A 13861-nucleotide genomic window follows, 5' to 3' on the forward strand; every position below is an offset into this window, starting at 1 on the left:
TTTATCAAAAACACTTGGCTCAAATGTATATATATTGTACAGGCATTTTAAAATGCTACTTTGTCGAGGGTAAATGATTATCGATTTGCGATATATTTGGTGAAGCTTTCATAACTGGACGAAACCCCCCAAGGTCGAGGCAAAAGAGTTTTTTACTATTTTTCATAAGACTTACATAAGAACGGTGGCTGTGATCTATATTTATTCCCAAGCCGCTGATACAAAAATATATCCTTTTTTATGGATTGTTTTTATACGATAGGGCTTTTTATTATTATCATTCAATGCTTTTCTTAAACGTGAGATTTTTAAATCGATACCTCTATCAACCCCATCGTATTCATGCCCGGAAAGGGCATACATAATGCTATCCCGACTCAGCAACCTATCATGGTTTTTAACCAACAAAGCAAGCATTTCAAAGTCACTGGTACTTATTGAAATTTCTTTATCAAAGAGATGAACACTCTTAGTACTAAAATTGATAGAAAAATTGCCAAATTGAAATTGATTTTGATTATTCACTAAATTGGGTCGACGTAACAATGCCTCTATTCTTGCTTTCAAAACCTCGTCTGCAACAGGTTTAGTTAAGTAGTCATCCGCTCCTAAATTTAAAGAGGATACTTCACTTTCAATATCATTAATTGCTGTTAGCATGAGTACTTTTCCTAAATACTCATCTCTAATGGTATGGCATATTTGATCCCCATTCATGCCAGGAAGCATGATATCTAATATCACTAGGCAAGGTTGCTCACGAATGATGCGATAGACCGCTCTATCACCACGTTTTTCAATAGAAACATCATAGCCTGCTTCTTGTAAGCTTTCTTTGAGGTAATTTGCTAACTTAACGTTATCTTCTACAATCAATATGGACTTATCTTTCATTCGTTTTGTCTAAGCCTCGTTCTTCTTATCTCGTCTTTTTATTTTGCTAATAAGATGACTTTTAACAATACGATAACGTTTTCGGATGCACTAAAGCTAAAAAATCTTTGCTGTTGATTTTTAATAACTCATTATGATTACCTGCATTAAAAGCTAACCATTCTTGATGTGCCAGACTGTCTGCAAGGTAGACATCCATGCCGTAGAGCTCCCCTAAAAGGGGTATAGCCCCAATTTCGCAGTCTGAAAATTTATCTTGGAATTCGTATTCATGAGCAATTTCTGCGTCTTTTGCACGAGTCTCTTTTTTAAATTCATCTAAATCTAGGCGAAGGTGGGCAGGAATTGCGACAAGTACAAACTTACCATCCAATTTGACAACAACAGACTTAGCAAAATTGCCTCCTTTAATATGGGCTGCTTGTGCGCACTGCAAAGCGGTATAGGCTCTTGGGTGGCTGACCGTTTTATAGCTTATATTGTGGTTATCCAGATAGCTCTTAATAGATGTGCTTAACATGGGAATACTCCTAAATAACCTTTCTGATTAATTATAGAACATTACATTGCTCGTCATCCTGAACACAGCACAAGGAGCTCCTCCATCAGGCTATGTCCTAAGAGTCGGGAGGTCCTTCGCTGCGCGCAAGATGATAATCATGTATATAGAGCTTATCGATTAATTACTAAAGCCAACAGGTTGCTCAAGTTTGGCCATGAAGTGTTTTGAAAAGGCTTGTGGTGTTTCTGGTATTGTTTGTAATTGATCCAGATAAACCAATTTGAAATACTTGGCATTGGCTTGCGAATTAATATCCGGATTTTCGGGAAAGTACTTAAGAAGAGGAAGAAAAGCAGACTGGCCTATCACATAGCGTTTATCTCGGTTTTTAGGTGATAGACCCCAGACATTTTGGTAGCTAATGGCTTCTGTTTCCTGGTTATTCAGTTTTTTATTGCCCACATACAACATGACATGACCACCAATATAGATAAGTGTCATCAATGGATGACCTTTTTCTTTAAGCACTGCAAGGCGTTGATCCATATCGCTTTGAGATAAATCGAGGGAGGCGCTTAATTGTCCTTGTGCTCCCGAATTTCTTGGTAGCCATAGGCCAAAAGGAGTGAAAATGCTTTTCATCTCTTGGGAGCAGTCATTAAAAAAGAAAGTACTTCCCCAGCCATAGGGGCGATTCTTTAATTGCCTGAGAATTTTAACAAGATTTTTTTTCGATGCCGCTAAGGGCATTACTTCGGCGTTGTGAGATTGAACGACGGCGGTTTTAATGATCGCCTGATTATGCTCGTTTTTAACAGGGATTAAGAGAGATGTTTTTTGCGTATTGCGTTGAGCAAGAGGGAATACAGCCCCAACGTATCCTGTAAAACGGAAATTACCCTTTGTATCAACAATACTAGCCTCCGTTTTAGTGATTGCAACCAGATTTTTTTGTGCGGCTTGCTGCCATAGATTAATAAATTGACTCGAGACATAAGCAATATCACTGCTTTTTACCCAAGCAAAATAGGCATCTGGGGTAAGAACTAATGACCATGCTTTATCCTGTGAAGTACTGACCACATAAAGCGGTGTCCCAGCCCAAATGGCGGACTCTTGTAAGTTATCAAAAGGAAAGCCTTGACCTGGAAGACTCACATGATAAAAATCTGGCGCAGAGTCTGGCAAAGCGCGAGCCAGAGTATTCGTTACAGCGATGGCTTTATTTTCTTCTTTGAAATTACTGGCTAAAAGGGCATCTAGGGCCATATTGCGTTTGATTTTATTCCACCATAATTGGGTTTTTTCTTTAAAATTTTCGGAATAATGACGATCGATAGGCGCTTTATTTTGATTGTTGAAATCGTCTAGGATTTGCGGTTCAACTTTCTGCACTATTGGGAGAACCGATTTAACCATCTGTTCACTCCATGGAGAAAGTCCTTGAGCATCACTAGCATAATAGTGATTGTAGAATTGTTTTAATTGTTTTTTTTGATAATTTTCGCTGAGAATCGAGGTGGAATAATCCTCACTGTCTGTTGGCAAATAATCATTGCTATTTTGGCTGTAGGTCTCTAAAGGAAAATCATAAATAGGCACATCAATGGCAAAGGATAAAGAATAAACCAGCATCAAACCAATTAAGATCAATGACTTAAAAAGATTTTTATTCAACATAATCAAGCTATTCTATAAAAAATGGCCCTCATTCTACCATAAAAATTGCTTTTTTTGGCAAAAAAAGAAGACGAATTGCAATGGTAATGAGCAATTATTAATAAAAAAGTGATAGCAATACCCAATTAATCCATACGGATAACAATTTTGCCAAAATGCGCGCTGCTTCTCATGCGAGCATGGGCTTGTTCAATTTCAGCAAATTCAAACACCGAATCAATGATCGGCATAATGTGTTTATTGAGCAAGGGCGTAGCCCAATGTTCTTGCGCTGATTTCCACAGTGCTGCTTTTTCAGAAAGCGATTGGGATCGCAATACAAAGCCTATAATGTGTAGGCGCTTTCTCATTAATGTGGCCAGATTACATTCCACTTTATGCCCTTGCATGGAGGCGATCTGTATTAGTTTGCCTTTTGGTTTGAGCAAATCTAAATGTTTAGGAAAATAAGAACCCCCAATAAAATCCACTACTAAGTTAACGGATTCTGTATTAATTAGCTCGGCAAAATCGTCTTCTTTATAGTTAATGATGATTTGCGCACCCAGCTGTTTTGCTTTTTCCATCTTGTCTGGATGACTTGCGGTAGTGATTACCTTCGCTCCAATATGGTTTGCCATCTGAATTGCGAAAGAGGAAATCCCACTACCAGCGGCATGGATAAGCAGGGTTTGCCCTTGTTTTAATTGGCCGATTGAAAATACCGTGGCATGGGCAGTGATTAAGGCCTCTGGGATAGCTGCAGCATAATCAAAACTCCAGTCTTTAGGGATGGGTGCTGCGAGGGAGTGATGCAGGCAACAATAATCGGCATAGCCTCCGCTACCCACTAACCCATACACGCGATCACCCACATTAAAATTTTTAACATGAGTCCCAAGTGCGACCACCTCGCCGGCAATTTCCAGCCCAGGAATAGCCGATTCGCCGGGTGGAGGTGGGTATTTACCTTGCCTTTGCATTAAATCGGCACGATTTATCCCAGCTGCTTTGACTCGAACTAAGAGTTGATCGTTGTTATAGCTAGGCTTGTCTTGCTCTTGTAGGATTAAACGACTTTCTTGTCCAGGGGTATCGATGGCTACGTAACGCATAAAATTCCTAAGAATAGTTTGAAAAGTTATATTGATAACTCATTTGCGTTGATTGAACAATAGAATGGATTTTTTATAGGAGAATTGGAATAGAATGGACAGAGCGAATCAAAAACCTCTCTTTAACCTAGCGTTTTAAAGTTTCTTAGGGTTATACTTTTTGCTCACGCGAGCAACTTGGTTGTTTGATGGCAAAATACACGAAGCATAAGAAATTGGCGCTTTTCTTTATTTCTTTCCAATTAATAATTACTGTTTTATTTTTTATTTGGCCTGCCTTTTCTGCTTTAATCGAATCGGTTTTTTTTAGCGACTCATTTGGTCTGTACCATCGTTTTGCGGCTTTAACCAATTTCCTTGATTTATTGCAAGACCCGGATTATGGTAAGGCATTAGGGATTACTTTAGTAGTCGCTTTTTGCGTTACTTTAACCACCATGAGTCTTGGGCTGCTATTGGCTACCGTGCTCCAAGGCCGAGGTAAAAGCCAAAAAATGTATAAGTCTTTGCTTTTGTGGCCTTATGCTGTTGCTCCAGCCGTGGCAGCGATTTTGTGGCGTTTTCTTTGTCAACCTACGATGGGGTGGTTAGCTCATGGCTTGCAAAGCATAGGCGTCCATTTTAATTACCTGACTCATGCTAACCAGGCTTTACTTGTCATTATCCTAACCGCCAGTTGGCAACAGTTTAGCTATAATTTTCTTTTTTTCTTTGCTGCATTAAAAGCCATTCCTCAGTCTTTGTTAGAAGCAGCGATTTTGGATGGGGCGTCTGCTTGGCGACGTTTTTGGCAAATCATTTTTCCTCTTCTTTCTCCGACAACGTTCTTTTTGCTTGTCATGAATTTAATTTATGCATTTTTTGATACATTCGGTATTATTGATGTCATGACGCATGGGGGGCCAGGTAACAGTACTACGACACTCATTTATAAAGTGTACAAAGATGGCTTTGTGGGTATGGATCCAGGTAGCTCATCCGCCCAATCAGTCATGCTGATGGGGATAGTCATTGCGCTCACACTGTTTCAGTTTCGCTACCTTGAAAAAAAGGTGCATTACGAATGAAACGTTTACGCCAGGTACTTGCTCATAGCTTATTAATTGGGTTTATTATTTTCTTGTTTCTTCCTCTTTATTTAGCGCTTGTGGCTGCTAGCCATGAAGGTTCCGCAATGATGCATGCTCCTCTACCTGTATGGCCTGGTACCGCGTTATTTCATAACATTAAGACCGTACTGACTGAAGGATTAGTGGCAACAGGAGGACAACCGATAGGGCAGTTGTTATTAAATAGTTTTCTGATGGCTGTTTTAATTGCATTGGGTAAAATTATTTTTGCCTTGTTTTCGGCATTTGCTCTGGTTTATTTTGAACTTCCATTGAAACGGTTCTTTTTTGCTATTATTTTCTCAACCATGATGTTGCCAGTGGAGGTTCGTATTGTGCCTACCTTTCAGGTCATTGCCTCGTTTTCTTGGTTGAATACATTTGCAGGGCTTACATTACCGTTGATGGCTTCCGCAACTGCAACTTTTTTATTTAGGCAATTTTTCAAAACGGTGCCGAAAGAACTTGTTGATGCAGCAAAATTGGATGGAGCCGGGCCCGTACGTTTTTTTCTCGATATTCTTCTCCCTTTATCAAAAACGCAAATTGCTGCTTTATTTATTATCCTCTTTGTCTATGGCTGGAATCAGTACCTCTGGCCTTTGGTTATTACGACTGAGACTGATATGGCCACCATTGTAATGGGGATTCGTTATTTGGCAGGTGTTGCTGATCAAATTCCCCAATGGCACTACATTATGACCGTTGCATTGATTGCGCTGTTGCCGCCTTGTTTAGTGGTGGTAACCATGCAACGTTGGTTTGAAAAGGGGTTAACGCATTAAATGGCAATCGTCAATTTAATAGAAGTGAGCAAATACCGTGGCCAACAACTTATCTTGGATCAAATTAATTTGCAGATTAATAAAGGGGAGTTCGTGGCGGTTGTTGGCCCTTCAGGCTGTGGTAAATCCACGCTGCTTCGTTTGGTGGCCGGCTTGGATGAGGTAAGTAGCGGTAATATTTTAATTAATAATCAGTGCGTTAATGCGATTCCACCTGCCAAAAGGGATATGTCCATGGTTTTTCAAAGCTATGCCCTTTATCCACACATGTCTGTTTTTGATAACATGGCTTACGGTTTAAAGATGCGTGGAGTGAAGCGCAACCAAATCCGACAAAAAGTAACCGAAGTCGCGTCTTTACTGCAATTAGGTGATTACTTAACACGTAAACCCGCGGAGCTTTCAGGTGGCCAACGACAGCGTGTTGCGATGGGTAGAGCTATTGTCCGCTCTCCTGCCGTGTTTTTATTTGATGAGCCGTTATCAAATCTTGATGCAAAATTACGTAGCGAAATGCGTCAAGAGATCAAAAAACTGCATCAGCAGTTAAAGACAACTTCGCTTTATGTGACTCACGATCAAACCGAAGCCATGACTCTGGCTTCAAGAATTCTTGTATTAAATAAAGGAAAAGTAGAACAAATTGATACCCCACAAAATTTATATCAGCGACCCGCTTCGCTTTTTGTGGCAGGGTTTACTGGTCATTATCCCATTAATTTTTTACCAGCAAAAATTAATCGGAGTTGCCAGAAAATAATGACTGATATTGGTATTGAGCTACCATTACCTAAAATGACCGAGTTTCTTGCTTGCGGAGAAGAGGTAGTTTTGGGGATCAGGCCTGAGCATTTGACGATTGCACCAAGAAATAAAGAAGGCGCAATTTTAGTAAAAGTAGAATATATTGATGATATGGGTGCGGATAAATTGATCCAAGTTTCAAGTCAATGTGGGAAAGCACGATTTGCAGTAAGAACATCAACCGATATTGAAGTGATTGATAACCAACTCGCTGTAGAACTAATTGTAAATAAGGCAAATTTATTTCATCAAAAAACAGGTTTGCGTTTGGGAGGCTGGCATGGCTGAAGATAAGACAGCATTACGAGAAATCGATAAACCTTTTTATCGCTATTGGCAGGCTTTGTACCATTCTTTTTTTAATAATGAGTTATATGTTGACGTGGGTAAGCGGTGGAAGGGATTAGGAATTGGCTATTTGCTCCTTTTGATGTTTGTGGTGACGCTCCCTTTTTCATTGCGAGTAGCAGCAGATTTTAATCGCTTTTTTGTTGAGGATTTGGTCCAACCGCTGCAGCAGCTCCCCACACTGTATATACAGAATGGGACTGTAAGTTTGGACAAACCAATGCCTTACATGATAAAAAACAAGCAAAATCAGGTGGTGGCCATTGTTGATACCACCGGCACAGTCAAGACGATAGATAAAACCTATCCTTTTTTAAATATTCTCATCACAAAAGATAAACTTTTCTATCGATTTCCTTCGCCGCAATTTTTCTTTAACACAAGCGGTGTGCAAAATCCTGTAAGCCCTATTTATGTTTATCCTTTTAATGAGCATAGTAATTCCGTTTTTGATGGAAAGGAGTGGGTTAAAGCATCAGGAATGACGAATCTAAAAATCTTTTTTGCAATTTTGATTTATCCGACTGTCGCTTTGATTTTTTTTGCTATGTTCCTCATTCTTTTGCTTGCGTTTGCTTTGATGGGACAATTCATTGCAAAATTATTCAAATTTTCCATTAGTTACCCGCAATCCTGCCGTTTAGCGATGGTTAGTATTACCCCCTTCATGGTTGTCCTCTGGATTCTTTTGACATTAGGACGCTTTTCCAACCAATACGGATTTTTTATGCCACTGATTTTTATTATTTATTTTAGTTATGCTGTAGTATCACTTAAAAGGGAAAGCCAGAAACTGGTGGTTGCGTGAGAGAATTAATCCATTTTGCACACGGTAATGGATTTCCATCACCTTGTTACAGGCAATTATTGAATGGGTTAGAGGCTCGTTATGACTGTTGTTATATCGATCGAATCGGGCATAACCCTCAATTTCCGGTTACTGAAAATTGGCATTATTTAGTTGATGAGGTGATCAACAGCATTAAGGAGCAAAGTAGACAACCTGTGATTGCGGTGGGGCACTCTTTAGGTGGTGTACTAAGTCTTCTTGCAGCAATAGAGCAGCCATCGTTGTTTAGAGCAGTCATTATGCTTGATTCGCCGTTAATTGGTCGCTTTAAGTCAAGTATGGTGCGGTTGGCAAAAGCATTAGGAGTCATTGATCGAGTGACACCGGCTGCACGGACACGTGGACGCAGAAAACATTGGCAAAGTAGAGAACAGCTTATTGCTTATCTGCGAACCAGGGTGTTGTTTAGAACATTTACCGATGAATGTTTACAAGATTATATTGATTACGGATTAAAAAAAACGGAAGACGGCTACGTGCTGCGGTTTGATCGCCACATTGAATATTTAATTTACCGGACAATACCTCACACTTTATCCGAGTACGAAGGCCGACTTGTAGTTCCATCTGCATTAATTTACGGCGACAAAAGTAATGTGGTGGACAGGCTTGATATTCGTTACATGGAGAAACATTACAATATACCCGGCTATCAAACGAAGGGTACGCATATGTTTCCCATGGAGTATCCAGCCCAAGTGGCGAAGCAAATCCTCAGCCATTTGGATGCTATACTGAATTGATGAATTGTTGCTCATTAAGGATTGATTACTAGAGGCTCCTGTGCCCGAAAGCAGTAGGTTACCGTGGAAAATACTGAATTGTTGACTGATAAGGAGAAAACAGTGTTGCATAGTCTGATTATTCTGGCCGTTATATTGGGAGTTCTCTTATTAATAACCCGGCAAGCGTCGATCATGGTCTGGACGATCAGCTACGCGATATTTGCTCTATTGATTGAGCGCTATGGTTCACCGGGTTTAATTGCTCAATTTTTCCTGTGGGCAGTGTTTGCAATGCTTGTCTTCAGTTCAATAAAACCATTGCGTAGAAATCTAGTATCTAAGCGGCTTTTTGCCGTTATAAGTAAAGCAATGCCTGCTATGTCAGCAACTGAGCGTGAAGCTTTGGAAGCTGGAACTGTCAGCTGGGAAGGGGATTTATTCAGTGGATCACCCGATTTTAATGCGTTGCTTAATGCTCCAACAGTGAAACTCACCGCTGAAGAGCAAGCGTTCATGGATGGACCTGTCAATGAATTATGCCGAATGATCGACGATTGGGATATTACCCACGTTCGCACTGATATGCCTCCAGAGATGTGGCAATTCCTCAAGGAGAAGGGGTTTTTTGGCATGATCATTCCTAAAGAGTATGGAGGACTTGATTTTTCTGCCACAGCGCAAGTGGCTATTTTAGCGCGAATTTATGGCCGCTCAGTCACTGTCGGAAGTACTGTTTCTGTTCCTAATTCCCTTGGACCTGCTGAATTACTCTTAAAATACGGCACCAGAGAACAAAAAGAGTATTATTTGCCTCGGTTAGCTGATGGACGAGAAATCCCTTGTTTTGCCTTAACGGGACCTAATGCAGGATCAGATGCAGCCTCTATACCAGATAAAGGGGTAATAGGTCGGCAAACTGTCAATGGTCAGGAGGTATTGGGAATTCGCTTAACTTGGAATAAGCGTTATATTACCCTTTGCCCGGTAGCGACAGTTATTGGTTTGGCCTTTCGCTTATTTGATCCTGAAAATCTTTTAGGTAAGGGTCATGATGTTGGCATCAGTTGCGCCTTAATACCCGCTAATACCCCTGGAGTGATTAAGGGAAGACGCCATTTCCCTTTAAATACCGGCTTCTTAAACGGTCCAACGCAAGGGAAAGACGTATTTGTTCCCATTGATTGTTTGATTGGCGGCGCGGCTATGGCTGGGCACGGTTGGCGGATGCTAATGGAATGTTTGAGTGCAGGTCGAGCCATTTCTTTACCTTCCAGTTCCACGGGGGGAACACAAGCAGGTGCTCTAGCAAGTGGGGCTTACGCGAGGATTCGTAAGCAATTTAATCAGCCCATCGCTAATTTTGAGGGCATCGAGGAGCCATTAGCCCGTATTGCTGCGAATACTTATATTATCGATGCAGGATTAACGATGACGTCAGCTGCAATCGATCAAGGGGCAAAACCTTCGGTAGCAGGTGCCATATTAAAATTTAATACTACTGAACGCGCCCGGCAGGTTGTAATGGATGCAATGGATATTCATGGTGGAAAGGGAATTTGCCTAGGCCCAAACAATTATCTCGGCCGTGGCTATCAAAATACACCCATAGGAATTACCGTTGAAGGAGCAAATATTTTAACTCGCAATTTAATCATATTCGGTCAGGGTGCTATCCGTTGCCATCCTTATGTGTTTCGTGAGTTAGAAAGTGTAAGAGGAAATAACCTGCATCAATTTGATGAAGCTTTCTGGGGGCATGCCGCATTTGTTCTGGCTAACCTAACGAAATCACTTATTTTTGCATTGACTGATGCTCGATTGACAAGAGCACCCGCCAGTGCTGCAAAACGATATTATCAGCTCGTGCATCGCTACAGCACAAATCTTGCTTTTCTTGCTGATTTTTCAATGGTTGTATTAGGTGGTGAGTTGAAGCGTAAAGAAATGATTTCAGCTCGTTTAGGCGATGTACTGAGTAAACTCTACCTTACTTCTGCAGTCTTGAAGCGTTTTCATGATGATGGCGAGCCACTTGCAGATTTGCCCTTAGTGGAGTGGTGCTGTCAGCAATTGCTGCATGAATGTGAGTTTGCTATTCGCGGAGTCATTGCAAATTTTCCAATGCGCTGGGCTCGCATTGTTCTGAAGTTATTCTTACAACCATTTGGAACCCAGCGTCCTCAACCCTCTGATAAATTAAGCCAAAAAGTAGCGCATTTACTCACTGAACCCAATGATACTCGGACTCGCTTAACACGGTTTGTGTTTGCAGAACCCTTGCCTAATTGTCCTCTTGGAAGATTAGAAGAGGCTTTTCTTAAACTTTGTGCTGTGGAATCATTGGAACAGAGGGTGAGTCGGGCAAGCAGAGAAGGCGTCTTGCATTCATTAACTTTGCTTGAGCGAATAGATGAAGCTGAACGTGCTGGTATTCTGGATGCTAAAGAGGCGCAGCAATTAAGGGATGCAGAGCAGGCAAGGCAGGAAATTATTGCAGTAGATGATTTCGCAGATGAAGAATTGCGAAGGCAATCTGCGGATAATGTTAATAAAAAGGAAAAAGCAAATAGTCATGATGATTTAGCAACGGAAACGGTTTAAGGTTTAATTGTAACGGTTGCTGTTGCTCCTAAAGTGATTATTGTCGTCCTGCGTGTTGATTGTCGTCCTGAGCGAAGCGAAAGATCTCCTGGGATGAGGTACTGCCAAGAGTCGGGAGGTCCTTCGCTTTTGCTCAGGATGACCCTAGATTGTCGTCCTGCGCGAAGCGAAGGATCTCCTGGGATGAGGTACTGCCAAGAGTCGGGAGGTCCTTCGCTTTTGCTCAGGATGACCCTATAGATTGTCGTCCTGAGCGAAGCGAAGGATCTCCTGGGATAAGGTACTACCAAGAGTCGGGAGGTCCTTGCTTTTGCTCAGGATGACTGGGTGTGGATAGCGGACCGTGGAGGAAAGGATGATTACCTATCCGCCTCCTCTAAAGCTTCATCAGGCATTGTGACATTCAGCTCAAGTACGGCATTGTCGCCCATGCGCTCAAGATTCACGCTGACTTGATCGCGATTGATGCGGATATACTTGGCAATCACTGTTAAAATTTCTTCTTGTAATTTCGGCAGATAGTCAGGCGTATTCCGCTGAGAGCGCTCATGCGAAATTATAATCTGAAGGCGCTCTTTGGCTACAGAGGCAGTATTATTGCGTCTTCTTAAATAACTGAATAGGCTCATGCTGGCACATCCTCCTTGTTTTTACCGAATAAGCGGCGTAATAATCCTTTACGCTCACTTGTAACAAAGCGCATCGGTCTACTTTCGCCAAGAAAACGCGCAATAGCATCTTGATAAGCAAGACCAGCATCACTGGCTTCATCAAGAATGACCGGTGTTCCTGTATTAGAGGCTTTAAGAACTGCTTTGGATTCAGGAATGACCCCAATAAGAGGAATTGCAAGAATTTCTTTTACATCATCAACGGAGAGCATCTCGCCTTTTTCGACTCGTTCTGGGTCATAGCGAGTTAATAATAGATGCTCTTGAACAGACCCTGCATTTTCAACTGCGCGCTTGGTTTTACTTGCTAAGATCCCCAAAATGCGATCTGAGTCTCTTACGGAGGAAACTTCAGGGTTTGTGACCACGATAGCATGATCAGCAAAATACATTGCCATGTGTGCTCCCGCTTCTATTCCTGCTGGTGAATCACAAATAATGTATTCAAATTCTTTTGCTAAATCAGACAGCACTTTTTCAACCCCTGCTAGGGTTAAGGCATCTTTATCACGTGTTTGAGATGCAGGTAATATAAATAGATTAGGAATGCGCTTATCTTTAATTAAAGCCTGATTTAAGCTCGCTTCTTCATTAATGACATTGATAAAATCATAAACAACCCTGCGCTCACACCCCATAATGATATCGAGGTTTCTAAGGCCTATATCAAAATCAATGACTACTGTTTTATGACCCTTCAAGGCAAGACCTGAAGAAAAAGCTGCAGAAGTTGTGGTTTTACCCACGCCACCTTTGCCCGATGTTACAACTATAATTTTAGCCAACGTTGAACCCTTCCTTTAGCCGACTGGTTAAAAATTTTACCCAGTTTACACGGTATTGTTGAGTTAATTCAAGCTCAAAGTCTATTTAATTTCTATGAATTCAATGAGTGTTTCTAATTCTTTTCATGATGAGATATTTTGACTGACTAAATAACTCTTCGTAACAACATCGTTACAATGTTTTTCATTACTGTCATAAGCCTATTACATGACATGGTTAATCTATATGAGTTTGTAAAGAAGAGGAGATAAACCATGTATTTAAGAAAATTAATGATAACCACGATGCTCAGCATTTTGATGTTGGGTACTACAGGCGTTTCTGCAAATCAATCTTCCACAATCACCGTCAATAATATGCCCATGAAGAATAAATACTACTGTCAAAGAATGGGAGGCATACTCACTGTTGAACAACAAGGTGAGTTAAGGAATATTATGGACAATTTACATGAGCAGCTGACGCCTTTAATTAAGAAAAAAATGGCCCTTAAAATGCAATTAAAAGGCATAATGGCTACTCCCAAAACTGAGTGGGCAGATGTGAGCAAATTGGTTGATCAACTTAATGAAAATAATGCAAAAATGACCCTTTTAATTGCGCGTACTCAGTTTGCTGCATTTCAAAAATTAGGTGTTTTTATACCTAGAGCATCGCATCGGTTTAACCATCATGGATGGAGAAAGGGCCAAGCGTTATTTAAATGCTAGTCATCTGTCTATAGCAAACGGGCAGGACTGACTTACCCAATTGAGTTTTAGGGTAAGTCAGACCTAAACCACGAAGGCAGATAAATGGTGTAAAGAATTAGTACCATCCATTAGAGCCGCAGCAACCACCATAGTAACTGGTGCTACAGCATGAAGTACATGTTGAATAACCGCAATTGGTAAAACCGCAACCTGTTATTAGCGCTGCTGAAGTAAGAATTACTGCAAGCATTAGTATTTTTTTCATGGTGGCAGTCCTTGCTTTAGTTATTATCAATAATTATACGCATAGAATATTAAAT

The 13861-nt window shown here is 40.9% G+C and carries 14 protein-coding genes; 7 read left to right on the top strand and 7 right to left on the bottom strand.

Annotated features, from left to right (window positions below; translation table 11 throughout):
- Positions 1 to 201 precede the first annotated feature (201 nt).
- From B5D33_RS05045 to B5D33_RS05060, 4 genes are all read right to left on the bottom strand, one after another.
- Positions 202 to 894 carry a response regulator gene (locus B5D33_RS05045; RefSeq protein ID WP_078767345.1) on the bottom strand — a complete coding sequence of 231 codons (693 nt, stop codon included), beginning with the start codon at positions 892 to 894 and terminating at the stop codon, positions 202 to 204.
- A gap of 61 nt (positions 895 to 955) precedes the next feature.
- Positions 956 to 1414, bottom strand: coding sequence for an aminoacyl-tRNA deacylase (locus B5D33_RS05050; RefSeq protein ID WP_058451367.1), 459 nt, complete (start codon positions 1412 to 1414; stop codon positions 956 to 958).
- 159 nt (positions 1415 to 1573) lie between these two features.
- Positions 1574 to 3076: an SH3 domain-containing protein gene (locus B5D33_RS05055; protein WP_058451368.1), complete on the bottom strand. Its 1503-nt coding sequence runs from the start codon at positions 3074 to 3076 to the stop codon at positions 1574 to 1576.
- Between the two features lie 125 nt (positions 3077 to 3201).
- A complete protein-coding gene (locus B5D33_RS05060) occupies positions 3202 to 4170 on the bottom strand; it encodes an NAD(P)H-quinone oxidoreductase (protein ID WP_058451369.1) in 969 nt (322 codons plus the stop codon).
- A 188-nt stretch (positions 4171 to 4358) separates the two neighbouring features.
- On the opposite strand from B5D33_RS05060, the gene B5D33_RS05065 reads away from it, so the two are divergent.
- From B5D33_RS05065 to B5D33_RS05090, 6 genes are all read left to right on the top strand, one after another.
- Positions 4359 to 5237, top strand: coding sequence for an ABC transporter permease subunit (locus B5D33_RS05065; protein WP_058451370.1), 879 nt, complete (start codon positions 4359 to 4361; stop codon positions 5235 to 5237).
- Positions 5234 to 6064, top strand: coding sequence for a sn-glycerol-3-phosphate ABC transporter permease UgpE (gene ugpE, locus B5D33_RS05070; protein ID WP_058451371.1), 831 nt, complete (start codon positions 5234 to 5236; stop codon positions 6062 to 6064). Before B5D33_RS05065 ends, ugpE begins: the two co-directional genes overlap by 4 nt.
- The gene (locus B5D33_RS05075; protein ID WP_058451372.1) at positions 6065 to 7156 is read left to right on the top strand and encodes an ABC transporter ATP-binding protein; all 1092 of its coding nucleotides are present in this window, start codon (positions 6065 to 6067) and stop codon (positions 7154 to 7156) included.
- On the top strand, positions 7149 to 8024 hold the full coding sequence (locus tag B5D33_RS05080) for a DUF1189 family protein (RefSeq protein ID WP_058451373.1): 876 nt from the start codon (positions 7149 to 7151) through the stop codon (positions 8022 to 8024). The genes B5D33_RS05075 and B5D33_RS05080 overlap by 8 nt, the downstream gene beginning before the upstream one ends.
- Positions 8021 to 8809, top strand: a complete 789-nt coding sequence (locus B5D33_RS05085; RefSeq protein WP_058451374.1) for an alpha/beta fold hydrolase — start codon at positions 8021 to 8023, stop codon at positions 8807 to 8809. The genes B5D33_RS05080 and B5D33_RS05085 overlap by 4 nt, the downstream gene beginning before the upstream one ends.
- 105 nt (positions 8810 to 8914) lie before the next feature.
- Positions 8915 to 11392: an acyl-CoA dehydrogenase gene (locus B5D33_RS05090; protein WP_411550295.1), complete on the top strand. Its 2478-nt coding sequence runs from the start codon at positions 8915 to 8917 to the stop codon at positions 11390 to 11392.
- A 359-nt stretch (positions 11393 to 11751) separates the two neighbouring features.
- On the opposite strand, the gene minE is transcribed toward B5D33_RS05090, so the two are convergent.
- Positions 11752 to 12021, bottom strand: coding sequence for a cell division topological specificity factor MinE (gene minE / locus B5D33_RS05095; RefSeq protein ID WP_058451376.1), 270 nt, complete (start codon positions 12019 to 12021; stop codon positions 11752 to 11754).
- A complete protein-coding gene (gene minD / locus B5D33_RS05100; RefSeq protein ID WP_058451377.1) occupies positions 12018 to 12848 on the bottom strand; it encodes a septum site-determining protein MinD in 831 nt (276 codons plus the stop codon). The genes minE and minD overlap by 4 nt, the downstream gene beginning before the upstream one ends.
- Positions 12849 to 13103: 255 nt before the next feature.
- Between minD and B5D33_RS05105 the strand changes: the two genes are divergently transcribed.
- Entirely contained in the window at positions 13104 to 13559 is a 456-nt protein-coding gene (locus B5D33_RS05105; protein WP_058451378.1) for a Spy/CpxP family protein refolding chaperone, read from the top strand.
- A 97-nt stretch (positions 13560 to 13656) separates the two neighbouring features.
- Here the strand turns inward: B5D33_RS05105 and B5D33_RS16575 are convergent, their stop codons facing one another.
- Positions 13657 to 13806, bottom strand: a complete 150-nt coding sequence (locus B5D33_RS16575; RefSeq protein WP_165481449.1) for a hypothetical protein — start codon at positions 13804 to 13806, stop codon at positions 13657 to 13659.
- Positions 13807 to 13861: the final 55 nt, after the last annotated feature.

Origin of the sequence: Legionella maceachernii (assembly GCF_900167045.1) — a bacterium.
In the GTDB taxonomy this organism is placed as follows: domain Bacteria; phylum Pseudomonadota; class Gammaproteobacteria; order Legionellales; family Legionellaceae; genus Tatlockia; species Tatlockia maceachernii.